This window comes from Pacificoceanicola algae, from assembly GCF_049341065.1.
In the GTDB taxonomy this organism is placed as follows: domain Bacteria; phylum Pseudomonadota; class Alphaproteobacteria; order Rhodobacterales; family Rhodobacteraceae; genus Pacificoceanicola.
Window position 1 is genome coordinate 16,410 of sequence record NZ_JBMPIX010000033.1, and the last position, 25,032, is coordinate 41,441.

General features: G+C 55.7%; 18 protein-coding genes and 1 pseudogene. 9 read left to right on the plus strand and 10 right to left on the minus strand.

Going from position 1 to position 25,032, the window contains the following annotated elements:
• Positions 1-27 precede the first annotated feature (27 nt).
• A complete protein-coding gene (locus tag ACOYQJ_RS24205) occupies positions 28-684 on the plus strand; it encodes a hypothetical protein (RefSeq protein WP_422908475.1) in 657 nt (218 codons plus the stop codon).
• Positions 685-801: 117 nt separating this feature from the next.
• On the opposite strand, the gene ACOYQJ_RS24210 is transcribed toward ACOYQJ_RS24205, so the two are convergent.
• The 3 genes from ACOYQJ_RS24210 to ACOYQJ_RS24220 all read right to left on the minus strand — a co-directional run bounded on the left by ACOYQJ_RS24210 (position 802) and on the right by ACOYQJ_RS24220 (position 4,452).
• Complete coding sequence (locus ACOYQJ_RS24210) at positions 802-1,635, minus strand: CpsD/CapB family tyrosine-protein kinase (RefSeq protein WP_422908476.1); 834 nt, start codon at positions 1,633-1,635, stop codon at positions 802-804.
• Positions 1,636-1,670: 35 nt separating this feature from the next.
• Entirely contained in the window at positions 1,671-3,335 is a 1,665-nt protein-coding gene (locus ACOYQJ_RS24215) for a GumC family protein (protein WP_422908477.1), read from the minus strand.
• Between the two features lie 205 nt (positions 3,336-3,540).
• Positions 3,541-4,452 carry a glycosyltransferase family 2 protein gene (locus ACOYQJ_RS24220; RefSeq protein ID WP_422908478.1) on the minus strand — a complete coding sequence of 304 codons (912 nt, stop codon included), beginning with the start codon at positions 4,450-4,452 and terminating at the stop codon, positions 3,541-3,543.
• A 648-nt stretch (positions 4,453-5,100) separates the two neighbouring features.
• Here ACOYQJ_RS24220 and rfbF point away from each other — a divergent pair.
• From rfbF to ACOYQJ_RS24245, 5 genes are read left to right on the plus strand one after another with little or no spacing between them, the layout of a single operon-like run.
• Complete coding sequence (gene rfbF / locus ACOYQJ_RS24225; RefSeq protein WP_422908479.1) at positions 5,101-5,880, plus strand: glucose-1-phosphate cytidylyltransferase; 780 nt, start codon at positions 5,101-5,103, stop codon at positions 5,878-5,880.
• Positions 5,787-8,201, plus strand: coding sequence for an NAD-dependent epimerase/dehydratase family protein (locus ACOYQJ_RS24230; protein WP_422908480.1), 2,415 nt, complete (start codon positions 5,787-5,789; stop codon positions 8,199-8,201). Before rfbF ends, ACOYQJ_RS24230 begins: the two co-directional genes overlap by 94 nt.
• Before the next feature lie 18 nt (positions 8,202-8,219).
• Positions 8,220-9,395 (plus strand): class I SAM-dependent methyltransferase, encoded by a 1,176-nt coding sequence (locus ACOYQJ_RS24235; RefSeq protein WP_422908481.1) that lies wholly within the window; start codon positions 8,220-8,222, stop codon positions 9,393-9,395.
• A gap of 1 nt (position 9,396) precedes the next feature.
• Positions 9,397-10,566, plus strand: a complete 1,170-nt coding sequence (locus ACOYQJ_RS24240) for a class I SAM-dependent methyltransferase (protein ID WP_422908482.1) — start codon at positions 9,397-9,399, stop codon at positions 10,564-10,566.
• Between the two features lie 4 nt (positions 10,567-10,570).
• The gene (locus ACOYQJ_RS24245) at positions 10,571-12,130 is read left to right on the plus strand and encodes a lipopolysaccharide biosynthesis protein (protein WP_422908483.1); all 1,560 of its coding nucleotides are present in this window, start codon (positions 10,571-10,573) and stop codon (positions 12,128-12,130) included.
• A 147-nt stretch (positions 12,131-12,277) separates the two neighbouring features.
• Here ACOYQJ_RS24245 and tnpC (ACOYQJ_RS24250) read toward each other — a convergent pair whose 3' ends face one another.
• The 7 genes and pseudogenes from tnpC (ACOYQJ_RS24250) to ACOYQJ_RS24280 form a co-directional block, all read right to left on the minus strand.
• Entirely contained in the window at positions 12,278-13,936 is a 1,659-nt protein-coding gene (gene tnpC / locus ACOYQJ_RS24250) for an IS66 family transposase (protein ID WP_422908484.1), read from the minus strand.
• A gap of 31 nt (positions 13,937-13,967) precedes the next feature.
• Positions 13,968-15,233: pseudogene (tnpC, locus tag ACOYQJ_RS24255) on the minus strand (IS66 family transposase); the annotation flags it as partial.
• 54 nt (positions 15,234-15,287) lie between these two features.
• Positions 15,288-15,641, minus strand: a complete 354-nt coding sequence (tnpB, locus tag ACOYQJ_RS24260; protein ID WP_422908485.1) for an IS66 family insertion sequence element accessory protein TnpB — start codon at positions 15,639-15,641, stop codon at positions 15,288-15,290.
• Positions 15,635-16,045, minus strand: a complete 411-nt coding sequence (locus tag ACOYQJ_RS24265) for a transposase (RefSeq protein ID WP_422908486.1) — start codon at positions 16,043-16,045, stop codon at positions 15,635-15,637. Before ACOYQJ_RS24265 ends, tnpB begins: the two co-directional genes overlap by 7 nt.
• 92 nt (positions 16,046-16,137) lie before the next feature.
• Positions 16,138-17,094, minus strand: coding sequence for a glycosyltransferase family 2 protein (locus ACOYQJ_RS24270; protein WP_422908487.1), 957 nt, complete (start codon positions 17,092-17,094; stop codon positions 16,138-16,140).
• 22 nt (positions 17,095-17,116) lie between these two features.
• Positions 17,117-18,049, minus strand: a complete 933-nt coding sequence (locus tag ACOYQJ_RS24275) for a glycosyltransferase family 2 protein (protein ID WP_422908488.1) — start codon at positions 18,047-18,049, stop codon at positions 17,117-17,119.
• The gene (locus ACOYQJ_RS24280; protein ID WP_422908489.1) at positions 18,046-18,999 is read right to left on the minus strand and encodes a glycosyltransferase family 2 protein; all 954 of its coding nucleotides are present in this window, start codon (positions 18,997-18,999) and stop codon (positions 18,046-18,048) included. The genes ACOYQJ_RS24275 and ACOYQJ_RS24280 overlap by 4 nt, the downstream gene beginning before the upstream one ends.
• 414 nt (positions 19,000-19,413) lie before the next feature.
• Between ACOYQJ_RS24280 and ACOYQJ_RS24285 the strand changes: the two genes are divergently transcribed.
• The 3 genes from ACOYQJ_RS24285 to ACOYQJ_RS24295 all read left to right on the plus strand — a co-directional run bounded on the left by ACOYQJ_RS24285 (position 19,414) and on the right by ACOYQJ_RS24295 (position 24,439).
• Entirely contained in the window at positions 19,414-21,933 is a 2,520-nt protein-coding gene (locus tag ACOYQJ_RS24285; protein ID WP_422908490.1) for a hypothetical protein, read from the plus strand.
• A gap of 146 nt (positions 21,934-22,079) precedes the next feature.
• On the plus strand, positions 22,080-23,219 hold the full coding sequence (locus ACOYQJ_RS24290) for a polysaccharide pyruvyl transferase family protein (protein ID WP_422908491.1): 1,140 nt from the start codon (positions 22,080-22,082) through the stop codon (positions 23,217-23,219).
• Entirely contained in the window at positions 23,216-24,439 is a 1,224-nt protein-coding gene (locus tag ACOYQJ_RS24295; protein ID WP_422908492.1) for a Coenzyme F420 hydrogenase/dehydrogenase, beta subunit C-terminal domain, read from the plus strand. Before ACOYQJ_RS24290 ends, ACOYQJ_RS24295 begins: the two co-directional genes overlap by 4 nt.
• Positions 24,440-25,032 lie beyond the last annotated feature (593 nt).

Below are 25,032 nucleotides of genomic sequence, written 5' to 3' on the forward strand. Positions count from 1 at the left end.
TTCTTATTTGCATCGTGAGTTTGCCCAATGTCTAAAGTAAACAAGTTGTCCCGCAGTGTTCAGCCACTTGCCGTTTCGGCGCTTATGTTGCTGGGAAGTCAGGCTAATGCAGCGGCCTACCCGACATTCACAGTCGATTTTGATCAGTCATCGGTTAGCGTGACCACTGCCGGATGCATTTCAAACTGCGGTGTGACAGGTTCGTTCACGCAAACTGGTGAACAGTCGGTTCAATTTGATTACAACTGGGATCAAATTGTTTTGGACGACATTCTGCGCTTCGATTTTCTGAATGCCAGCGCGTTTTCATCCGGCCTTTATGATATCGTAGTGAACTTGGTGTTCACGTCGCCCGACGCCGAGACATCCAGCAGCTTGGGCTCCGGCATTTTGACGACATTCTACGGCGCAGTTTCTGTCGGCCTGGTGGTTTGGGATTCGGTTGTAAAGGTGATCAATTTTGATCAGGGATCGACACTGCTGGCCAAACTGGAGGGTGGCAGCCAATTTGGGTTCGGTCCGTATATCGAAACTGACATCACGTTGATCGCAAAAGACTTGGTAGCGATGAACGCACCATCCCCCGCTCCGGTTCCGCCTGCCCTGCCGGTCATGCTTTTGGCGCTTGGTGGGATGGCAGTCATCGGGCGCCGTCGCAAATCGAACAGGCCTGAAACGGCTTAAGCCCGGCTCGATAGATCAGATAGTTAATTAAGAAACGCCTGGCTGGCCTAGCCGGGCGTTTCTCATTTAGCAGGTATATTTCGATGAGGATCTCTCCCAACAGCATCGTGATCGCCATCATCGGTAATTGTAACCGTACCCGGATTGCTTTGGCAGGCTTCGGCATTTGTTCAGCACGACCCCCGCAATGTTTGTGTACTGCGCGAGATCACGCTCCACCTCTTCAAGTTCGGCGATTGTGTTTTGTTCTGCAGCGCAAACAATGATGGCGCAATCGACGAACCCGGCCGCAACGATCGTATCGTCGCATGCAAAAATTGGCGGCACATCGAAAAGGACGACGTCTGGGGAAAATTCGGCTTCGGCCTCGTCTATTCGGCGCTGCGCCCCCTTCGTCTTTAGCAATTCTGTCGAGCCGGGCGTTTTCTTCCGCCCAGCCGAAATTGCCAGATTATCGCCTATCCGGCGGAATTGTGCGAGCGCCGACACCTCACCCAACAGGAATTCATCAATGCCGCCTTGCGGAATGAGCCCCAGCTTGCGGCCAAGCTCAGCCTGCTGCAGATCGAGGTCGAAAACCAAGGTTTTAAGATCCTCTTGCCGCTGCAAGGCCAGGGCCAGATTGGCCGTGAGGGTCGACTTGCCACAACCCGACGAAGGCGATGTGATCATGACCCGCGTCCAGCCTTTTTCGCGCATCATGGTCAAAAGTCGTGTTCGTAGCATATCGATTGTGTTCTTTGCACTGCCGCTATCGCCAACACAGGCGATCCGGTTGCGGGCCAAGAGACGGGGTTTTATCTCGAAAGGCTCCAGCAACGCCCAGCGGTCACTTGGTTGTTGCGGTTTTGGGCCCTGTTCCGCTGAAAGTTCATCAGAATTCACGATATCAATGGCCCCAGAGTCGCGACGCTTACGCGCGTGTTCAATGGCAATTTGAAGTTTTTCCATGGCGACTCCGCACAAATTAAGGCCCGTATTGCAGCTCAGGGTTGGCTCTGGCCCATGCCCTTCAGGGCGAAACGATCAAACTGGACGAACTTCGAGTCTGCCATGAACAAGACCCCTGCCCCGACAGCGACAATCAACACAGTGGCCATCACTCGCAGCACTCGCCGTCGCCAGATTTCGCCGGGTGTTTCGATATAGGGCAAGCTGGCCAGCGGGGCTATACCAAGCCCCTTGGTGATATCATCCGGTCGCCGCACGAAAGGCTGAATAACCTCGATAACAAGAACTGCAGCAATACCCATCAGCAAAGCAGCCATTATAGACCCAGCCGCAATCAGTTTCGGGCTCGGGTTGACGGTCGATGTGGGCACCACAGGCCGCTCGACAATCGAAAGGCGCTGCCCCTTGGAAAGCACTTCGATGCGTTCGCCCGTGGCGGCAGTGGACAGACGCTCGATTGCGGAATTGTACTGCCCCTGAATGTTGTCACGATCGCGCTCCAGCGCGTTCAGCCGGATGGAAACGGTCGGCGTACGTTCAATCGTCGAACGAAGCTTCTCCATCTCCTGTTCTTGCGATGATAAGGTTTGATGCAACTGCGTGAGTTGATCGTCAAGCTCGGACATTTGCGCATTGAATACGGCCTCGCCCGGAGTTTGGTCATCTGCTTCAGGACGACGACCCGCGACCAGATTTTCCAGATCGGAAATGCGGCGCTTGATAACTGTGACATTCGGATTGGTTTCGCTGTAAACCCCACGCGCTTCGCGCAGGTCAGATCGCAGACGCGCAAGCTCTTCTTCCTCTGGGCTAAGCGGCCTTTGGTTCAGGTTCTCAGTGCGCCCCGTAGTTTCGTACAATTTTTGCAGCCGGGCACGCTCGTCCTCGGTCTGCTTGATTTGTCGTTGCACCTGCGTTTGCCGTTCCTGAAGCAACGCCAGACGGTTCATCCGATAATTTAGTGTATCCGGCGACGCGTCCTGGTTTTCGTTCTGAAATTCCAAAATGCGGCGGTTGAGATAATCGAGCTCCTCACCAAGGCGCCGGACTTCCTTTTCAAAGAAGGAAAGCGTGTCAGACGCGACTTCGTTCCGGTAATCCGCGTCCTGCCGCAGAGTGCGCGTCACCAGTTCATCAGCGATGCGCGCAGCGGTCTCGGCCACGTCTGATTCGGCGGTTATGCGCAACAGCGTGACTGCCCCGCGCCCGCCGGAAAGCTTCATCTCAATGCTGTCGGTCAGACGCGCGATGATCTGGGATGGTTCGAGATCAGGTTCGTCGGGAAACAGATCAAGCTGGTCGGCAAGATCCAGCAGGTTATCGCGCGACATCATCCGTTGCTGGATAATCTGAAGCTGTTGAGACAAATCGACTCGGACCGTCGACGCCGCCAGATCGTCAGGAATTTGAGAAGACTCGACGATAAGCGCAGCTTGCGCCTTGTAAACTTTAGGAAGGGTAATCGCGACAACGAACCCCGCCAGAACGACCAAAATAAAAACGGTCATGAACAGCGGAAATCGACTCAAGAACACCCTTAGATAGAACTTTGGTTCAAGGGCCATGAAAAAATACTCCTGCCGCGAAGTTACATGAATTTCTGGGGTAGGCAAACGAGGATACGCCTTTAAACGAAAATTGCTTTGGTTTTCTGTCGTTTGCGTCAGATCAATAAACAGTGAAGGTTGATACGTAGTCATTGTTCAGCGCCGGATGCTCAAGAATCCCAGACATACCAAAGGCGACCCATACGCCATGCCCTGATCTTGAGCAGGCCCGCACAAAATTTAAGTTTATCGTTTCGAAGTTGCGGTGAGTTGGGATTCGCGACCAGTACATGAAGACGGTCACGAGAGTACGTGCTGACAGAAAGGCTTTCCCGTATCTGTCCCGCAGCAATCAAGTTTAGATATCGCTGCGCCATGTTTCGGATGTCGCTCGCTGCGTCTTGCCAGACAATAGCCGGATCATGCCACCTGCGCGGTACAACCGTATCCGCGTCAGGCAGCGAAATGCCAACCATCGACTGCGCGCGCCATGCACCCGGTCTGATCGCAGAACACGTGGAACTTCGAGCACTGGCGACACAACGAGCGCTGCCGCCCGTACAGCCCAGCGAAACCGGGCTACACCGCTATCGATCTTTTCGAAGTCATGTTCGATATGGCGGTCCCATTTGCGAGCCAACTGCTGAAATGTCTCGCGGGCCGGCGTTGCAATCCGCATATCCGGGACATAGTCGATGCGAATGCCCATTGCCGTCGCCCTGTGCCCCCAGTCGCGATCTTCGGCAATGTCGATACCGCCAAACCCGCCAACCTTTTCAAAAACGCTCCGCCAGACGGCCATGTTGCCGCTGCCAGTATAATGATGCTGTTCTATGTACAGCTTGAAACGGTAGCCGTAGATTGCTTCGTAGGCTTCTATCCCTGTCAGGCTGTCCGGGTCGGAAAAAGCAATCCGCACGTCTCCACCAATTGCCCCGGTTTCGGGATGCGCAGGCAGATAGTCGAGGATCGTGTCTATCCATCCCGGCTGAGCGATGCAGTCGCAATCAATGAAAGCCAGAATGTCAGAACTGGACAAACGGACGCCTAGATTGCGGGCCGGTCCTGGCCCCGGAGTGCTTTCACTTGTCAGCGTTACAAAACCAAATTGCGCGCAAACTGACTCGGGCATCTCGCGAGACCCGTTGTCGACCACAACCACCGCAAAACGCCCCTCGGTGCCGCCCTGCTCTGCCAAGGCGTCAAGGCACCGCGACAATCCATCGGGAGAATTCAGGTGCGGAATGATTACGGTCAGAGAGTGTGTCATAAAATGGGTCCGCCGTTGTTTATGTCCGCTGGCCGCGCGGCGCTAAATGCTTGATCAGGTAAGGCTTGTACGAATTCATCCAGTATGACGCCGAGCGGCATCTTGGCTCAAGCAAAGAGTTTCGTGCAGTTCCGGAATACCCTACTTGCCGTATGCGCAAGCGATTCGAACTTCAACGTGATGAGGAAACGATCTCCCGTTAGATGCTGAAATGTCTCGCGAAATGCATGAATTCTGGTTAATCTTTGCCTCCTGAAGGCCATAGCTCTGAACTCCCTTGAGTTTACAGAAACTCCGGTTAGCATGATCTGCAAGAATGAATATTTGGAAGCCGTTTGTTTGATTTGGTGATGCTCTGCGACTAGGCCAAAATATCCTTTGGTGCAGCATCTGCGTGTCTCGCAATGAAGTCAGTGCAATGCCGTCTTGGGTGCGAAATCGGCGATTTTGGCCGGTCATCCGAAAACGACCAAACAAGCGCCACCATGACCAGATTTGCGCAGGAGGTCCCCATGCAGGGTTCAGTCGAGAGGTGGAAGTGATAGTGCTCGACCAACATACTACGGGCCGAGGCACTGCCCTCAAGTTTATCCATTTGAACTTCAGCGGCCATTTAGAAAAATCAGTTTGAGTACGGAGCTCCAGAATATGAAAATCGCAATTTTAGCAGGGGGCAAGGGCACCCGGCTGGCAGAAGAAACCGTCGTACGTCCCAAGCCCATGGTCGAGATTGGCGGAAAACCGATCCTCTGGCATATCATGCAAATCTATTCACATTATGGGTACAACGATTTCGCTGTAGCGCTTGGCTACAAGGGCGACTACATCAAGCGCTACTTTGCTGAATACGGTACACTTTCGGGCAATTTAACGGTCAATTTCGGCAGCCCCGAACCGCTTGTACGACACAACCAATTCGACACCCCCTGGACAGTCGACCTGATTGAAACCGGCGACGAGACGCTAACCGGTGGCCGTGTGAAACGGTTAAAGGAATATCTGGGCAATGAAACCTTCATGCTGACATGGGGGGACGGCGTTTCGGATGTGGACTTGGATAAGTTACTGGCCTTCCACCGCAGTCATGGCAAACTGGCCACTATCACAGCGGTGCGACCCCCGGCGCGCTATGGGCACATGCGTTTTGAGGGCGATCAGGTAACTGCCTTCGAAGAAAAACCGCAGACCGCCGAGGGCTGGATCAATGGCGCCTTCTTTGTGCTTGAACCAGAGGTTCTTGATTACATCGAAGGTGACATGGTTATGTTCGAACACGCACCGTTGGAAAACCTCGCAAGGGACGGACAACTCATGGCCTATCGTCACGAAGGTTTTTGGGCCGCGATGGACACGCTGCGCGACAAGCACACTTTGCAGAAATTCTGGGATTCCGGGGAACGCCCCTGGGCAGTATGGGAGAAAGAATGATGCGTGTACTGGTAACAGGCCACAGAGGCTACATCGGCACCGTTCTCACTCCAATGCTTGAAGCGGCAGGGCACGAAGTTTCCGGAATCGACAGCGATCTCTACGAACGTTGCACCTTTGCTCCTGGCGGAGAGATTCCGCAGGTTCCTACATTGCTCAAGGACATTCGGAGTGTGACCCCCGCTGATCTTCTGGGCTTTGATGCGGTGTTTCATCTGGCGGCCCTATCGAACGATCCCCTAGGGGATTTTCGTCCCGAAACCACCTATAAAATCAACTTTGAGGGTACGATGAATGTAGCGCGGGCAGCCAAGGCTGCTGGTGTCGAACGTTTTGTGTTTTCGTCATCCTGTTCGAACTACGGGGCCGGGGGTTCCGACTTCATTGACGAAAATGGTGCTTTCAATCCTGTTACTCCCTACGGCGAGAGCAAGGTCAAATCCGAATTGGCATTGGCTGAACTGGCCGACGATAGCTTTTGCCCAACGTATCTGAGGTCGGCCACTGCCTACGGCGTCAGCCCGCGTATCCGCTTTGATCTTGTGTTGAACAATCTGGTCGCATGGGCGGTTACGACCGGAAATATCCACATGAAATCCGATGGCACCCCTTGGCGACCCATCACTCATATCGAAGACATCAGCCGCGCCTTTGTTGCCACGCTGGACACCCCTGTCGACGCTATTCGGAATGAGGCCTTCAATGTCGGCGTGACCGAGCACAACTATCAGATCAAGGAGCTGGCAGAAATCGTCGCCTCAGTCGTGCCGGGTTGCAATGTGACGTTTGCCGATGACGCCGGACCAGACAAACGGTCGTACCGGGTGAACTGCGACAAGATCCAGCGCGTGATGCCGCATTTCAAACCACAATGGGATGCACTGAAAGGCGCACAATCTTTGTACAATGCTTACAAGGCTGTTGATCTCACGCTGGAAGAATTCGAGGGGCCGCGTTATCAGCGCATAGGTCACATCAAAAAGTTGATTGCCGACGGAGTGATCGACGAGGTTCTGGCCCACACCGACAAAGCTTTGTCGGAGCGCTCTGCCGCCCAAGTGGCCAGCCTTGACCCGGAATTTGTCGCGGATGCCGCAAAGGTCAGGTGTATTTCCTGCGGTCATGACGGGCTGCAACCAATCCTCGATCTTGGCCTGATGCCGCGCTCGGATGGGCTTTTGGATGAATCTATCCTCGACCGCCGTGAATCACTGGTACCACTGCGGTTGGGTTATTGCCCGGACTGCACACTGGTTCAGCTTCTGGAGACCCGCCCGGCCGAAGAGATGTTCGGTGATGACTACCTGTACTTCTCTTCCTTCTCCGAGGATCTGCTCAAACACAGCCGCGAAAACGCGCTCGAACTTATTGAGATGCAGGAACTGGGCGCTGATAGCCTCGTGGCCGAGATCGCATCGAACGACGGCTACATGCTTCAGAACTTCAAAGAAAAAGGCGTGCCTGTGCTGGGTATCGACCCGGCGGCACAGCCTGCCAAGGCAGCCATCGAAAAGGGCGTTGAAACTATCAACGATTTCTTTGGCAAGGCACTGGCTCAAAGGCTGACGAGCGAAGGTCGCAAGGCCGATATCATTATTGCCAACAACGTTGTCGCGCATGTGGCTGATCAGAATGATCTGGTTGCAGGCATGGCCGAACTACTGGCCGATGACGGAATGGTGGTCGTCGAATTCCCCTATGTGCGCGATCTCATAGACTTTATCGAATTCGACACGATCTACCACGAGCACCTGTGTTACTTCTCGGTCGGTTCGGCGCAGACGCTTTTCGCACGACACGGGCTGTATCTGAATGATGTGCGCCGTCTGCCTATCCATGGTGGCTCGCTCAGGCTCTATTTCGGCAAGACCCAACAGCCTACCGAGGCGGTGATGACTATCCTTGCCGAAGAAAAGGAACTGGGCATCGACCGTTTTGACTATTATGGCAGCTTCGGCGAACGGGTCCGTGATTTCCGGCGTAAAGCGCGAGATCTGATCGGGGGACTCAAGGCCGAGGGCAAGCGTATCGCGGCTTATGGCGCGGCGGCCAAGGGCACCATCATGCTCAACTTCCTGGATCTGAACAGTCGGTCAATTGAATACGCGGTCGATAAGAACGTTCATAAGCAAGGCAAATACATGCCTGGTGTGCGCGTCCGCATTGACGATCCCGCCAGGCTGAAGACGGACAAGCCCGACTATGTGATGATCCTGCCGTGGAACTTCCGCGATGAGATCATTCGTCAGCAGCAGGATTTCTTGCAGGCCGGGGGCAAATTCGTAGTGCCTATCCCGAATCTTGAAATTGTCGAACAATAAGCGAAGAGGATTACACTCATGACTCCTCTGACGTCCTGCCCTGCCTGCGGCAGCACCCATCTAGATGAGATCTATCGCTTGGAGGCGATCCCGGTCCAAAGCTGCATCCTGCTGGATACCGAAGCCGAGGCGCGCGCTTTTCCGCGTGCGCCTCTTGCGCTGTCGCTCTGTTCTGACTGCGGCTTTATCTTCAACACGATCTTTGATTTGGCCAAAGTCGACTATGCCTCGACCACGGAAGAGAGCCAGCATTTCTCGGGCACGTTCAACCGCTTTGCTCAGGAATTGGCTGCCGAAGTCGCTTCACTTTACGATCTGAAAGGGCGCAAGACACTTGAGATAGGCTGCGGCAAGGGTGAATTCCTGCAGGAACTGGCGCGCCAGACCGGAACGCAAGGTTTGGGTGTGGACCCCGGCTTCATTCCGGAACGTCTGCCGGGCGCGGACGGTCAGGACATTGCCTTTCAGTGCGAATATTTCTCTCCGGCAACCATCGCCGAAGCCCCTGACTTCATTGTTTGCCGTCACACGTTGGAGCACATCCCCGAAGTAGGCCGCCTGATGAACGACATCGTGCAGGTTATCGATGGGAATGAGAATGTCGGCATCTTCTTTGAAACCCCGGACGTCCGACGAGTGCTGGACGAAGGCGCTTTCTGGGACATCTATTACGAACATTGTTCCTATTTCACTCTTGGCAGCCATGCGAGACTGTTCCGGCGCGCGGGCATGGATGTGACCAAACTCTACCTGGCGTATGATGATCAGTATATCATCCAATACGCCGAACCGACCAAAGGTCGCTCTGCTCTGGAAAATGAGGACGATCTGGAAGCCGTGCGCATTTTGGCAGCAGGCTTTCCCAAGAAAGTCGCCGATGTGCGCGCTTACTGGACTGAATTTGTCAAATCGCGCCACGCCGAGGGCAAACGAGTTGCTGTCTGGGGCGGCGGATCAAAGGGCGTGTCCTTTCTGACCTCCAATAGTCTGGGAGAAGAGGTGGCGCATGTCATCGACATAAACCCGTTCAAACAGGGCAAGTACCTGCCTGTCACGGCACACCGTGTCGCGGCGCCGGAAGACCTTAAACTCACCCCACCGGACACTGTGATCGTGATGAACCCAATCTATCTTCCCGAGATTGGCGCACAACTTGCGACTATGGGCCTGAACCCCGAACTTGTGGCTGTGTGACATGACACTTTCAACCCACTGTCCCGTGTGCAACGCGCCCAAGCCCGAACGGATCTTTCATCTGGGCAATGTGCCTGTCATCTGCAACCAACTCTGGCCCGATGCCGATGCTGCGCGCGCTGCACCTTTGGGCGACGTGGATCTGGTTGCCTGTCGTCAATGCGCCTTCATCTGGAACCACGATTTCGATCCTGCGCGCATGCAATATGCGCCGGGCTATGAGAACGCCCTGCATTTTTCGCCCAGTTTCCAAACCTTTTCTGAAGAGTTGGCCCAAGGCTTGGTTGATCGGTTTGATCTGAAAGGGCGCCATGTGTTCGAGATCGGCTGTGGTGACGGACACATGCTGGACCTTATGTCGCAAAATGGTGCCGCCACAGCCACAGGATTTGATCCTTCGATGGCAGGCAAAGAAACGCCCTACACCTCTCGTGGCGGGGTCGAGATCGTGCCTGAGTATTTCCGTTCTGACCAGCTTGATCGGCCCTTCGACGCAATTCTTTGCCGTCATGTGCTTGAACATCTCGATACGCCATTGGAACTGATGCACGACATTCGACGGGCCATCGGAACGCGCGATGTCCCGATCTATTTCGAAGTTCCAAACGCCGAATGGATGCTGGACGCAGTATCGATGTGGGACGCGATTTATGAACATGTCGGCTATTGGACCACACCTGCGATCACCACACTCTTCCGCCGTAGCGGGTTTGAACTGCTCTCGGTCAAAGCTGGCTATGGTGGCCAGTTCCTGATGGTTGAAGCACGTCCATGCGACCCAGTTCCCGATTTCATTGACGACGGCACCCAAAAGATTCTGGCGGCGGCACAGGCCTTTGGCATGGCTTCAAAAGCGGAACTTGACCGCTGGTGCAAACGGCTTTCGGAAATGGATGGCAGGGCTGTCATCTGGGGGGCGGGTTCCAAGGGTATAACCTTTGCCAACGCGCTTGGTGCTGCAGGGGCGCATCTCTCTGCACTTGTCGATCTGAACACCCGCAAGCAAGGATTGATCGCGCCCGGTGTCGCTCTGCCGGTCGTAGCGCCGGAAGCGTTGACAGAGATTGCACCCGATCTGATTTTGATCTCTAACGCGCTATACCAGGCCGAGATTATTGCGGAGGTGGGCAAAATGGGGCTGAACCCTGAGTTTGCCGTAGTGGCAGGGTAAAAGATTGGCCGACCACACGCATGTTATCGTTTCAAAGCGTTTAGTCATTATCAATTCGGCAAGTTCGCTTGTCGCAAAAATCGTAAATATGTCCGTCATTTTATGGATGTATCAATACCTTTTGAAACGCATCTCGGCCGACGAATTCGCGGTTCTACCAGTGGTCACATCTCTTATGGTGTTTGCCCCGCTATTCTTTACCTTCTTTACAAGTGGTATCAGCCGGTTTGTCGTCGAAGCTTACGCAAAGGGAGACTTCGACAAGGTAACAAGGATTATCAGTTCGATCTTCCCGCTGCTCGCGGGCGTAGGCTTGATCTTTGCCGCCCTCGGCACGCTTTTTGCCTTCAACATCGACAAATTACTGAACATTCCTGATCACAGCGTCTCGGATGCTCGTATCATGATGCTGTTGCTGGTCTTGAATTTTGCAATCCAGATGATGGCCATGCCCTTCCTGTCGGGCTTTCATGTCCGGCAGCGCTATGTCGAGTTGAACCTAATCGGAATTTGCCGTGATCTATTACGGATAACCTTGCTGTTAAGCTTCCTGCTGGGCATTGGTCCAAAAGTGATATGGGTGGTCGTCGCCACGACTATCTCCGAGACGGTTTACTCCCTTGTTACAGTCCTTCGGGCGCGCTCCATAGTACCCCAGCTAAAGATAAGTCTGCCACTGTTTTCATGGACCGAGGCACGCCAACTGACAGGATTTGGACTTTGGACAACTTTGGGGCGGCTGGGCAATATGATGTACACCAGCGCCGCAACCATTCTGCTTAATCTCTATGGAACACCTGTCGATGTGACGAGTTATTATCTAGGGGCGACGTTCTATCGGCAAATCAGTTCTACAGTTGCTCTTGCATCACAACCTTTGCAGCCTGCCTTGACTGCCATGCATGCCCTGAAAGATCGCAGCCGAATGCGCAACACTGTCCTGCGCGGCGGCCGTTATGCGCTTTGGGTTACCTTATCAGTGGCAACCCCTTTGACGATATATGCGGCCAGCTTTATCAAGTTGTATGCAGGTGAAGAGTATTCGCAAGCTGCGGTCGTAATCACCCTTTTTATGATTATTTTTCCTTTCACGTCGCCCACGGCGATGCTTGCCATGGCAGCAATGGCGATGGCTGAGGTGAGGGTCTTTTTCCTACCCGCGTTTTTGTTTCAGCTTGCTGGACTGTGTATGATGGCGGGTCTGCTTTCGTGGACAGATACCGGGGCCGTAGGGCTGACCTTTTCGCTTAGTTTTATCACTGTGGCGTCCCAACTGCTTTACTATTGGCGGTTGAGCTTGAAATTGACCGGCGCAAGCTTACGGGATTTTGTCAACATGGTCCTTATACCCGGCTTTATGCCCGCAATCTGTGGAGCGGTGGTTTGGTTTGGTCTAAATCTAATCAAGACACCAAGCGATTGGACCACCCTTTTGTTTTATTGCGTCTCGGGGGGAGCCATTTATATTCTTGTATTATTTACCGTGTCACTCAACAAAGACGAACGGCGTGATCTAGCAGGGTTACGCGAAAGAATTCAGACGCGCTTCAGATCTACTTCGTAGATGCCAGCTCGGTTCTCACATCGGGCGCAACTTGAAGCCTTTTCAAAACAACCCAGACTAATCGTAAGCGCTGTCTGCGCTGCACGCGGGATCAGCTTGACGGGGTAAAGTTCCAAGGAAGCGTAAGCGCCCTATTGGCACCGCGGGCTAAGCAGCAGCGGCATTGCGGTGTTCAGTGCTCCAATTCCATGGAAGCAATTCATCGAGCCTGTTGATCTTGTGATCGTGGATGCGGTCGAGCACGTCCGCCAGGTAGGCCTGCGGGTTGAGCCCGTTCATCTTGGAGGTTTCGATCAGCGTCATGGCGCGGGCCAAGGTTTCACCGCCGGTGTCGGCTCCGGCGAAGAGCCAGTTTTTCCGACCGATGCCGATGGGGCGCATTGCCCGTTCAGCAGCGTTGTTGTCGATGGCGACGCGGCCATCCTCCAGGAACAGGGTGAAGGAGGACCAGCGGCCGAGCGCATAACGGAAGGCTTTCGCCAGGTCGCCCTTGCCCGGAATGCGGCTCAACTGCGCTTCGGCCCAGGTCTTGAAAGCCTCGACCTTGGGCTGGCTGTGCTCCCGGCGCACGGCGAGGCGCGCCTGCGCCGGTTGCCCGGAGATCTCGCGCTCGATGTCGTAGAGCTTGCCGATCCGGTCGAGTGCTTCCCGGGCGATCTCTGACTTGCTGGCGGTCCAGACGTCGTGGAAGTCACGCCTCAGATGCGCCCAGCAGGCGGCTTCCCTGAACTGGGAACTGCCGTCGGCGCGTCGTTCATACAGCTGCTTGAAGCCGGTATAGGCGTCGGCCTGCAGAATACCGCTGCTGCCCCGCAAATGGTTCCGGGGATGCTCACCCTTCCGGTCGGGTGAGAAGTAATAGACCGCACCGGGCGGCGCGGCGCCGGACCATGGGCGCTGATCACGGACATAGGCCCATATGCGCCCCTGTTTCACCCCCTTGCCGAGCCCTTTGTCCCGGCGGGAGCGATCCAGAACCCGGATTGGCGTATCATCGGCATGGAGCACATCACTGGCCATGATTTCGGCCTCGATCCGGTCGCTCAGAGGCTGTGGGACCCGCATGGCCCTGCCGCACCAATCCACCAGGGTGGTGTCCGGGATGTCGGCGCCCATCCGGGCGAATATCTCGTTCAGCCGATATAATGGAAGGTGATCGTCAAACTTCGACACGAGGATATGAGCCAGCAATCCGGGGCCGGCCATGCTGCCTGGTATCGGTCGGCTGGGAGCCGGGCTCTGCACCATCGTCTCGCACCGCCGGCAGGATTTCTTCACCCGAGCGATCTCCCTCTCGGCAGATTTGCTCTGCAAATCGCCTGACGGGCAGTGGATGACCTTTAGCTGGGCGGTGATCATGTCCAGCAACTCGCTCACGTCCTCCCCGACGACCCGCAAATCCCCGCCACAGTCCGGGCAGCTGTCACCCGGATCGAGTTCGCGACGTTCGCGCGGCGTGCTTTCGGAGACCCGGGGACGGCGACGTGGCCTTTTCCGGTCGGTTTCACCCCCGGGCGACGCCTTCGTCGTATCGCTCTCGTCGTGTGGACTGTCGTCACTTTCGGCCATGGCGACCTGAAGATCCTCGAGCGCCAGTTCGAACTGTTCGATCTCGCGTTCGATCTTCTCCGAGTTCGCCCCGAAGGCCTGCTTTTGCAGCTTTGCGATCCGCACCCGCAGCGCCTGGACCAGCAGATCATGCGCGCGCAGGGAGGCTGACATCTTCTCGTTCTCCGCCTGCAACGCAGCGATCATCGCCTTCAGCAGGGCGGGATCGTCGGGCAGAGAAGCGGCGGAATTCGACATGCCCGTATGTATCACGCACCCCGGGAGAGCGCCATTGTCGGTGGATATAGGTCAACTTCTCGCCCAGCCGTAACTTGGCCGAGACACGCAGGCGCTGCGCCTGCAGGCAGTCGCCGAATTCGGCGACAAGGGGCGCGCTGCGGGCTTGGCGGGCAGACAGACGCTGACCGGGGCCCATGCAGCGGATCTCGGCCTCGATGCGGTAGAACTCGGCGATCCGGCGTAGCCCCTCGCCAGCGATCTCGGAGCCGTCGCGGTCGAATATCTCTTTGAGCTTGCGACGTGCGTGTGCCCAGCAGTGGGCAACCGTGATCGGCGCGCCGCCTTTGCGGGAGGGGCGCGTCAGCCGATCGTAACCGGTGTAGCCATCCAACTGCAGAATGCCGTCGAAGCCTTGCAGGATCTGCTCGGCATGCGCGCCGGCGCGGCTCGGGTGATAGGTAAAGACCACGCCAGGCGGGTCCTCTCCTGCCCATCCACGGTCGTCCCGGGCCAGAGCCCAGAGATAGCCGGTCTTGGTTCGGCCTGTGCCCGGGTCGAGGACAAGAGCTGTCGTCTCGTCCATGAAGAGCCTGGTCGATCCCTTCAGGCGCTCGGTCAGTCGATCAACGACAGGGCCGAGGTGGAACGCGGCTGTCCTGGCCAAATCCGCCAAGGTGCTGCGGTCGATCTGGATGCCGGACCGCGCCAGTATCTGGCTTTGGCGGTAGAACGGCAGGTGGTCCGCGAACTTTGAGACCAGGATATGCGCGATGGCACCTTCGGTCGGTATCCCGCCTTCGATCAGCCGGGGCGCGGCGGGCGCTTGGGTGACCCCGGCTGATCAAATGCGGCAGGCATACTTCGGCCGGATGTCGACCAGCACACGAAGCTGCGCAGGCACGATGTCGAGACGCTCGGCCCGATCCTCGCCGATCAGGTGCATGCGGCCGCAGCCGCAAGGACACTCAAGGCTCGCCGGTTCGATGACACGCTCGATGCGCGGCAGGTCCGCGGGCAGATGGCCGAGATTGCGCTGCCGTTTCTGTCGCGGGGTCTGGGCGGAAGGAGCGGCCTGCTCCCTGCGGGTCTCGACCTCGGCTACGGCGGTTTCCAGGTCTTCGAAGGCAAGCTGCCGGTCGTCATCACTCAGCTTCTCGGACCGTTTGCCATGCACGACATGGTTCAACTCGGCCACGAGATGCTCGAGCCGCCGGTTGGCTTCCTTGAGGGCGCCGTTTTCCTGCAGCACCGCCAGAACGGCGGCGCGCTGGCTCTCGGGGATTGCGGACAGGTCGATGGGCGGGGCGTCGGGCATGCGCGGATCATACCGCGCCGGGAGCGCCGATGCCCGGGCATTCCCGGGGCCGAGTCACTCTGCCACAGTCGGGCGGCGCACCTCCAGCGACCGCACCCGGCGCAAGTCCAGGCCGGCAAACAGGGCCTCGAACTGCGTGTGGTTCAGGGTCATGGCCCCGTCGCGGATCACCGGCCAGGTGAACGTGCTTTCCTCCAGCCGCTTGTAGGCCATGACCAAACCGCTGCCGTCCCAGAAAAGGACCTTCAACCGGTCGGCGCGCCTCGACCGGAACACGAAGACCGTTCCGGTGAACGGAGCCTCTGCCAGTGTCGACTGGACCAAGGCCGCGAGGCCATCATGCCCCTTCCGGAAATCGACCGGCTTCGTCGCCACCAGAATCCGCATACCCTGCGAAGGCATCAACATGGATGCACCTCCAGCGCGTGGACGATCTCCGCGACCCTAGCGACGGGCATGTCATGCGCGAGTTCGATCACAACAGCACCCCGAATGATCCTGATCGGGGCCGCCTGCGATGCGACCTCCGGACGCGCTTCCTCGTCGACTGCCTCGAAGACGACGAGCGGCGCAAAGACAGGTTCCTCGACTTCGGTCGCAGGCAGCACGAACTTGCCGTGTTTGGCCTCTCGTCGCCACGCCGAAAGTTGATTGGGCAGAATGCCAAGCCGCTCCGCCACGGCATTTACAGTCGCACCGGCTTCCAGGGTCATCGAGACGGCCAGCGCCTTTGCCTCGTCCGGCCACCGACGGTGACCTAACGCGTAAATCTCGACGCCCAGCGATTTGAGAAACGAATTTGTAGCGCACATTGCGAAACGCACTCCCCATCATGAGATGGAGATCACCTCGCAGCCGAAGCCATTAGCAGCAACGTGGGGTCGAGACGGCGCTTACTACTAATCTAACGTCCGGATCGCTGTAATTTCTCAACCAGTGCGGGTGCGATCATTCCTGCTGCGGCAATAACGGTTTGCTTTGTCGGGTGGAATGTTATGAATTGCTTGAAATAAAGCGCTCGCGCGGCTGAGGTGGCACCCGATGCGGTGTGCAGCCGCGCCCGGTCGATCGCAAGCTGCCCCCAACGGCGGCGCAACGCGTTACGCGTGCTTTCGCCAACAGAGACGGCCATCCGAGCGTCCACGATGCGCAGCATATTGTCCAGATTTTCAGCCCTCCACTGGGAGGATCGCGTGTCGGTCAAATGTGCAACACCGCCATCGGAACAACGCAACATGAGGACATCGGGCACAAGTGCAAATGTCCCCTTTTCGGCAAGTCGGAAAAGTAGGTCGTTGTCCTCGGTGATCCTAAATCGGCGGTCGAATCCTCCCAAATCGGAAAGAACGTCACGTCGGCAGATACAGGTTTGGATCGCGATCCCATGACCGCGGCTGCGGGCAAGATATTCCAACGGATGTTGAAGGACACTATACGGCTGATTTATTGAACTGCCGATCTTTCTGAACTGGCTATGAGTTTCTAAATCGGACCAGGCCCAATCTGAAGCAGATAGCACGACGTTCCTGTCCAACATTGCGGGATACTGCTGCTCCAGCTTGTTAGGCGTCCAGATATCATCGCTGTCCAGAAATGCGACAAATGGCTGCCCGGCCTGCGAAATCCCGGTGTTCCGCGCGGCCGCTACGCCCTGATTGTCCTGCCGTATACAGGTAATGCGCGCGCCATATCGCCGATCAAGAAAAGCCTTCGTCCCATCCTGCGATCCATCGTCGACAACCAGGATTTCCGCCGGGCTGACAGTTTGATTCAGCACGCTATCTATCGCCGCGCCCACGGTTTTTCGACGATTGAACGTTGGTATGATGACACTGACGGGAAGAACATCCAAAGCTGTCATCGAGCAGACCCGTCCATTGTTTTCAAGAGTTTCGTTTGAACAACCGGCGGCGGCGTTTAGGATCCGAACCTCCAAAAATCATCGTTTCACCGGCCACGCGAAGGTTCTGGATCAACCTGCGGCGGCGGCGATAGCTTTCGCCGGCCAAGGCGGAAAAACAACGCAACTTCGCCTCGACCGGCAATTTGATTCCCGCCGGCGCCGCCCATGTTTCACGCAGGAATTGCCAATCGGGAAAACTGATCTTGGCCTTCCGTCCCGTAAACCATGTGTGATAGGATTGACTATCGGAGACCATAGCCGTCGATTGTTCCTCATGGCGCCGCAAATGGAACAAAGGTTCAGGCACTATTTCGAACGTTCCCAGCATCGCGAGCCGATACAACAACGCATTGTCTCCGCCGCGGAAATTGCCGATCAAGCCGGTATTTTCAAGCGTCTCGCGCCGCATAACTCCAAAGACCTCATAGCATCGTTGCCCATGCCGAAAGACCTGCATCATACGATCCACCGGATCATCCGGCAGCATGACGAACTCGGGAACGAAAATTTCCAGTTCATCGCAATTGCTATCCACGATCTGAGTTTGGCTATGGCTCAGCGATGCCCCTGGTTCACTTTTCAGCAGCTCCAGAACCTTTCCCAGATAGCTGGGTGACAGGTAATCATCACACGCGCACCATTTGAAATAGGGCCCTTCGGTCGCCTCAAAGGTAAAATTGAAATTGCGTGCCGCACCGATGTTTTCCTCGTGGCGAATTACGCGCACCCGTCTGTCTACATCTTGATATGCGCGGCAAATCTCTTCGGTCCGATCGGACGAAGCATTGTCGCAAATCAACAATTCGAATTCCTCAAAATCCTGCGCCAGGATGGAGTCGATGGCTTGGGGCAGATACTTTTCCCCATTAAAAACCGGTAGCCCAAGGCTTACGAGCGGTTTCTGGGAACTCATGCCTTTCTCCCTTTCATGAGTGCACGGCAGCGGGTCAGGATCCGGAAGAACCGCCGCGCGCCGGCTCCGATTGACTTTCCTGCAAGCCCGAGCATGATCGGTGGATAGACTCGGATTGCTTTGCGCAAGGCACCTCTGCCCGCCCGCGCTCGACCCTCCCTAATCAAAAGAACCCCGATCTGACCAAGCATTTTCGCATGCTCAGCTGGATAGCGTTCATAGGCCGCGCGGTTCACCTGCAAGACACGTATCCGGCCCATCAAGGCACGCCGCCGGTTTGTTGAAACGCTGTCCGCCGAAATATAGGAAAAGACGACAGGTTCCGGATCTTCGAAGATTTTCGTCCTCTGGGTAAGGCGCACGGTAAAGATCCAGTCCACATTGGCACGGGCGACCAGATCGAACATGGGTTCATCCGGCATGGCTTTGCGCCGGAACACCGCATTCTGGAGGCTAATCCGGTTTTCCAAGAGAGAACGCTGCAACTGGTCCTCTTCCAAAGTCAGCCAACGCCCGGCTGGCGGCGCATATGCGACCCTTCCAACCCCAAAATTATATTCGTTGTCCCGCCCATAAAGGATCTTGGCGCCTACCACGACCCCAACCTCTGGCGGCTGACTTTCCAGCAAAGCAACCTGACGTTCCAACTTTCCCGGCAACCACAGGTCGTCACTATCCTGAAAGGCTATATACCTTCCCCGAGCCAGTGAGATACCGGTGTTGCGCGCCGCCGCCGCGCCGCCATTGGACTCGCGCCGGACATAACGCACGCGAGGGTCATTGAACCCCTTTACAACAGCCCCCACATCTTCAGACGAAGCATCATCGGCGACGATCAGTTCAAGATCCCCAAACGACTGGTCCAGCACACTGCGCATAGCGAGCGCAAGAGACTCTAACCTGTTGTAAACCGGCAGTATAACGGAAACGGAAGGGGGCGCTTCATTCACAACAGAATGCCTCTCAAAAAATCAATTCGCCCTAAACCAGGCTACAAATCTTCATCGATTTAAACGTCTTTCAGGCAAGCGTTCAATGGTTTTCTTACTACGCCTGCCCAGTGATCAGAATTTGCCGTGAATGCGCAAAATATGTGAACAATCGGCCGTAAAGCTTGACGCACACGGGACGGGTGGCATAGCGTTAAAGTACAGATCAGGGGCTTGGTCCGCAGGATTTCAGACACTTGCCACTGCGGCCACTTGGTCAAACAAGAGGTTCAAAAACCTTTCCAAAGAAGAAGATTGTTTAAACCAGAATTCAATTTTGAGGGATTCGCTCCCGGTACGCCGCACCAAAAACGTAGCCGTCGTCGCGTGAGCGACATCCGGTAGCATCTCGGTCAAAGAGCATGACTTGAAAACATGGTATATGCCAATGAAATCACATTTGAAAAACGGTCAACGACAGGGTTGATTTCCACCCAGAATGACACCGGGCGTGCATTAGCTTTGCCCGTCGTTTTTTTTCTGATTTCTCTTATCTTACCCTTTGTGTTGCCGCTTGGTGGATTGCGACTTTCAGTTTATCGGATTGTGCTGATAATCATGACGATCCCGCTGTTGGTGATGTGGCTGCGCGGACAGGCAGGCACTAAAAGGCTCGCAGACTTCGCACTCTTGCTGCTGTGTATTTGGATGACTCTCAGCGTTGCAGTCGTTGACAGTCCGCAAAGGGCGCTCGAAGCAGGCGGGATTTTCTTCTGCGAAACCTTTGGTGCTTTCCTAATGGGCCGCTGCTTGGTACGCTCAGAGAAAAACTTTCACCGGGTAGCACTGATCCTTTTTGCAATTGTCATGTTTCTAATGCCCTTCGCCATAATCGAAGCGATTACTGGCCGAAACGTGATACTTGAATTCATGAGCAAGATCTGGCCCTCGTACAGCAGGGTCGCCAAGAATCCGCGGTGGGGCCTCGACAGAGTTCAAGGAACTTTTGAACATCCCATATTGTTTGGTGTATTTTGCGGCAGCGCGATTGGACTAGCCTACATGGTGTTGGGGTACGGAAAGTCCTTTTTTAGGCGTATCATGTTGGGTCTCCTAGTGATGTTCACCGCGGGATTGTCGCTGTCGGCAGGCCCGTTGACCGGGATGGTGGTGCAGATAGAAATGGCAATATGGAATGAAGTTTTGGCCAAGTTCCGCGCGCGATGGAAGGTTTTGGCCGCATTAACTGCTTTGGCTTATATTGCTATCGAGATTGGGTCGGACCGCTCGGCTCCCGCCGTTTTTATCAGCTATTTTTCCTTTAATGAATACAGCGCTTATATGCGACTGCACATCTGGAACTTCGGAACCCTTTCGATCGTCAATCACCCGCTTTTCGGGATCGGCTTTGCAGAGTGGGCGCGTCCAAGTTGGATGAGTTCAAGTATCGACATGTTCTGGATCGTTTTTGGCGTGCGCCACGGCATCCCGGCCATGATCCTGACACTCCTGACCTTTTTTGCCGTTTATTTACCGCTCGCATTTCGAAAAAATCTGCCTGACCGCGCGGCAAGTTATCGTCTTGGGGTAATCTTTACACTGACCGCCTTCTTCCTGACGGGTTGGACCGTCCATTATTGGAACGCGACCTATGTGCTGTTCATGTTCCTGCTAGGGGCTTCGGTCTGGATACTTAACGTTCCAGACAAAGGAACCGGTGATTCACCGCCCGATACGGAAAGCCAGGACAGCGCGCCTCACAGCAAGTCGGCCTATACCCGCTTTCCACACAAGCATAAGAGACGGGCGACAACAGCTGGCAAAACCGGAACCCTTGCGCTGGCCTGCGCCACAATTCTGGTCACTACAATCCCGAATGTTTTGTCAGCCAGCGAGACACTGCATGTCTCGAACAAGCGCGAGTTGTCCAGGGCTCTGCGCGGGGCCCAAGGTGGCGAGCATATCTTTTTGGCGGATGGCAACTATGGCGCTTTGCGTATCGATGGGCTCGCTTTTGATCCCCCTGTCACCATGCAATCTGAATTTGGACGTAATGCCAGATTTACAAGCATCTCACTCAATGACGCACATGGTATTCGCATCGAATCTGTTCATGTCGACCACCCGCGCAATCGCGGACGGAACGATGCGCTTGTCGAGATTGTCGGTGGAAGTCAAAATATCGAATTCAGAAACTCTGAGATTAATGCAAAGGTCGACAGTGATTTTCCAGATTTTGTCGCCTTGCTCACCGGCGGTAGCGTTCGCGATATCACCTTTGCCGACAACATTATTCATGACGTAAAGCGCGGCGGACTTTTCATGGCGGTTCAGGGTCTGGTGTTGCGGGGGAACACCGTCGACCGGATCGGTGAAGACAGTTTCAAATTCATTGCCGTCCAAGATGTTCTGATCGAGAATAACACCGGGGCGCGTTTGGTCTATCCACAAAAAGGGTACCATTTGGACTTTATCCAATTCCAAGGCGCACCCTCATCCGGCATCACCATTCGGGGCAACGTTAGCCTACCCGGCAACGAGGCTGCCGCCACCGTGCAGGGCATCTTTCTGGATGATGCGCATTACAGTGATGTCCTGATAGAGCGGAACGTTATCGTCACCGGCATGATACGTGGTGTTTCCCTTAGCGAAGGGACCAACGTTGTCGCGCGGTACAACACAGTTTTGGACATCGAAGGGATCGGCAGCAAGGCGACCAAAGTCATGGTCGATGGCCAGTCATACGGCAACATCATGGGCAGCTATTCAAATGACAAAGAACTGGGCCTCGGCCAGAACCTGGTTCTTCAACAAACCGATCCCAGTGGCGATTGGCACTATGACAGCGTTTTTCGCAACGCCGATCACGGTCTGGGCATAACGCTTGAGGATCTGCAACCTGTGCCGAACGGGCTTGCCAAGGAGTTTGGCGCATACCAAAACAGCACGCCTTAGGCCGGGGATCCGGCGACCCAGATTTGCCTTGGCGCAATGAATTACACTTCCTATAGTCTAACAAATCAAATTATTTTCATGAATTGAGTTACTTGCGCATGCCCCAATCCCTACCACTCATTCGTATTGGACTACTTTGGCACTCTATGAATTCCGACAATCTTGGTGTCGGGGCGCTGACACTTGCACATATTGCGATCCTCGAAGAAGCTGCCAAGGCAGCGGGCGTCGAACCGCACTTTTTGATCATTGGCTGGGATGACGCTCGCGCGAAGTACATGAAGCGAGACAACGTCGAGGTGGCAGCCTTGAGAATGAAGGATTTCGTCAAGCCCCGCAGCGGTCTTTACAATCTTTTGCGCGATTGCGACGTGGTTCTTGATATCGGCGCCGGGGACAGCTTTGCCGATATCTACGGGGTCAAACGCTTCTCAACCATGCTGGCCTCCAAGATCCTGACGCTTCTGGCTAGGCGACCTCTGGTTCTCAGCCCTCAGACCATCGGTCCCTTTCAACGCGGTTGGGTGCGCCGTGCATCCCTTGCAGTCATCCGCCGCGCCACTGTCGTATCGACCCGGGATGATCTTTCGACCAAGTTCCTGCGCGACCTTGGCTATCAGGGCTATCTGATCGAGGCTACCGATGTCGCCCTGCGCCTGCCATACGAAAAGGCCGACTTGCCCTCATCAGACAAGTTGCGCGTGGGGATCAATGTCTCGGGGTTGCTGTTCAACGGCGGCTATACAAAGAACAACATGTTCGGGCTTCGCGACTCTTATTCCGAGGTGATAAGAACTCTGTTGTTCCTGCTCTCGGAACGCGGCGACATCGAAGTGCACCTTGTCCCGCACGTCATCGCAGAGGACTTCGAGGTTGAGGACGATCATCGCGTTGGCCAAAAGCTGGCAGATGAGTTTCCCTTCGTCAAACTCGCCCCCAAGTTCAACGATCCAAGCGAGGCGAAATCCTACATTTCCGGTATGGACTTTTTTGTCGGCGCCCGGATGCACGCCTGCATCGCTGCTTTCTCAAGCGGCGTTCCGGTTTTGCCGATGGCCTACAGTCGCAAATTCAAAGGGCTGTTCGGCACGTTGGGCTACGACACGCTGGCAGATTGCCAAAGTGATGATGCCGTCACCATCTTGCGCAAGTTCGAAACCGCGCTGAACGATCACGTTGCCCTGAAAGCCAAAACCGAAAGCTGTCTGCAGATCGGACTTGAGCGTCTGAAGGTGTACGAAACCGCCGTGACCGGCATTCTTCAGAACGCAGCGCGGACGAAATGACGGGGCGATCCTCGTCCCCTACCCTGCGCCGGATCGCCAAGGGACATCTGTGCAGCGGCTGCGGCGCCTGCGCCGCCATTGCACCCGAAGCCATAAAAATGCAGGTGGACGACGCGGGGTTCCTGCGGCCTCTCGAAACCCGCGATGTTTCTCGGGAGCAGGATCAGAATATTGCAGCGGTCTGCCCGGGGCTTGGTCTTGACCTGAAGCCTGAAGGTCGCCGCGACCATACGCTTTGGGGTCCCTATATAGAAGTCTATAGCGGGCAATCCTGTGATCCGGCACTGCGACATAAGGCTTCGTCGGGCGGCGGCCTGTCCGCCTTGTTGATTCATCTTCTGGACAGCGGAGCAGTGGACCGCGTGCTTCAGGTCGGCGCCGATCCGGATTTGCCAATCGGAAACAGGATTGTTTTGAACGACACAGGCAGCGACGTGTTCAACAGCGCGGGATCGCGTTATGCGCCCTCCGCTCCGCTTGCCGGTATCGCGCCACTTCTGGAGACGGAGATTCGCATCGCCTTTGTCGGCAAACCCTGTGATGTCGCCGCCCTCAGGGCTTTGGCTCGGTCAGACCCGAGGGTCGATCAACGCTTTCCCTATATGCTGTCTTTCTTCTGTGCCGGTGTGCCCAGTCTGCGCGGCGCGCGCGAGGTATTGGACGTACTGGGCGTTGCGGAAAAGAACGTAGCCGCCTTTCGCTATCGAGGCGACGGCTGGCCCGGCTTTGCCACGGCAATCAGCGAGACCGGGGAAAAGGCCCGGATGAGCTATGCCGACAGTTGGGGTGGGATCCTGTCCCGTCATCTCCAATTTCGTTGCAAGATCTGTCCGGACGGCACCGGCGGATTTGCCGACGTGGTTTGCGCCGATGCCTGGGAAGCGGACGAACGTGGCTATCCGGTATTTGCCGAACGCGACGGTATCAGCCTTGTCCTGAGCCGCACCAAGAAAGGTGAAGACCTGATCCGCGCCGCGCGAGACGCGGGAAAGCTAACGACCGAGCCCTTTGAGCTGGAGACGCTAACCTCGATCCAGCCCGGTCAAAGGGACAAGCGTCGGCTCGCATTGTCCCGGATTACCGCACTCTGGGTTACTTTCCGTCCTATCCCGCGCTTTCGAGGTTTTCACCTCGCAAGAAACGCCCGCCATGCCACGACGCGGCTTCTGGCGAAAAACTTCTTGGGAACCTTTCGCCGCATTTTGACCGGCAGAATGTGACAAAACGGCGATTTTGACCCTCTGCGGAATCTTTCACTGTGTGAAAAGAATCACACTGGAGCCAAAAATTAACCTTTTGGGCGCCGTCACCCGCCCGGTTTCGCGGGTTGTGGACAAAATGTGGCGGCTTTGAACGGATTGTTGCCGATGCAAAGCGCGCGCCTTTGAGGAGAGTGCCAGATCCACAGAACACTCGGTGAATGAAGAAAAAAATCTTCTGAACCCTTCTGGTGGTTGCGCACAAAATAGGCGTCATAGCCCCCCTTCACGCACTATACATGGCCCAAGCGTGCTGAAATCCGCCAACCGGACTGCCTCAACGTTGTCTCATTCTCGACCAATTGATATGCGAGTTAACACAGGCAAATGAGACAAGTTCGAGGAAACCACTCACACCGGGTCAGGATGTGCATGTCAGTTTGGGGACTGGCTGCATCGCTACATCTGCGACCTAGAGCAAACTCACCTTAGATCCGTTGACTGTATCGCAACGGCTGCCGAATGCGCGTTTTGCGCATCCGAAAGTCGTGTCCAAACAGTGGGCGCAAATGCGCTCGATCAGTATTACAGAGGACCATTCACATGGCCACGAA

What these genes read in the sequence shown, in the direction of transcription:
- ACOYQJ_RS24205 (WP_422908475.1), top strand. Translation starts at nt 28, where the DNA reads ATGTCTAAAGTAAACAAGTTGTCCCGCAGTGTTCAGCCACTTGCCGTT.
- ACOYQJ_RS24210 (WP_422908476.1), bottom strand. Translation starts at nt 1,635, where the DNA reads ATGGAAAAACTTCAAATTGCCATTGAACACGCGCGTAAGCGTCGCGAC.
- ACOYQJ_RS24215 (WP_422908477.1), bottom strand. Translation starts at nt 3,335, where the DNA reads ATGACTACGTATCAACCTTCACTGTTTATTGATCTGACGCAAACGACA.
- ACOYQJ_RS24220 (WP_422908478.1), bottom strand. Translation starts at nt 4,452, where the DNA reads ATGACACACTCTCTGACCGTAATCATTCCGCACCTGAATTCTCCCGAT.
- rfbF (WP_422908479.1), top strand. Translation starts at nt 5,101, where the DNA reads ATGAAAATCGCAATTTTAGCAGGGGGCAAGGGCACCCGGCTGGCAGAA.
- ACOYQJ_RS24235 (WP_422908481.1), top strand. Translation starts at nt 8,220, where the DNA reads ATGACTCCTCTGACGTCCTGCCCTGCCTGCGGCAGCACCCATCTAGAT.
- ACOYQJ_RS24240 (WP_422908482.1), top strand. Translation starts at nt 9,397, where the DNA reads ATGACACTTTCAACCCACTGTCCCGTGTGCAACGCGCCCAAGCCCGAA.
- tnpC (WP_422908484.1), bottom strand. Translation starts at nt 13,936, where the DNA reads ATGTCGAATTCCGCCGCTTCTCTGCCCGACGATCCCGCCCTGCTGAAG.
- tnpB (WP_422908485.1), bottom strand. Translation starts at nt 15,641, where the DNA reads ATGTTGATGCCTTCGCAGGGTATGCGGATTCTGGTGGCGACGAAGCCG.
- ACOYQJ_RS24265 (WP_422908486.1), bottom strand. Translation starts at nt 16,045, where the DNA reads ATGTGCGCTACAAATTCGTTTCTCAAATCGCTGGGCGTCGAGATTTAC.
- ACOYQJ_RS24270 (WP_422908487.1), bottom strand. Translation starts at nt 17,094, where the DNA reads ATGACAGCTTTGGATGTTCTTCCCGTCAGTGTCATCATACCAACGTTC.
- ACOYQJ_RS24275 (WP_422908488.1), bottom strand. Translation starts at nt 18,049, where the DNA reads ATGAGTTCCCAGAAACCGCTCGTAAGCCTTGGGCTACCGGTTTTTAAT.
- ACOYQJ_RS24285 (WP_422908490.1), top strand. Translation starts at nt 19,414, where the DNA reads ATGGTATATGCCAATGAAATCACATTTGAAAAACGGTCAACGACAGGG.
- ACOYQJ_RS24290 (WP_422908491.1), top strand. Translation starts at nt 22,080, where the DNA reads ATGAATTCCGACAATCTTGGTGTCGGGGCGCTGACACTTGCACATATT.
- ACOYQJ_RS24295 (WP_422908492.1), top strand. Translation starts at nt 23,216, where the DNA reads ATGACGGGGCGATCCTCGTCCCCTACCCTGCGCCGGATCGCCAAGGGA.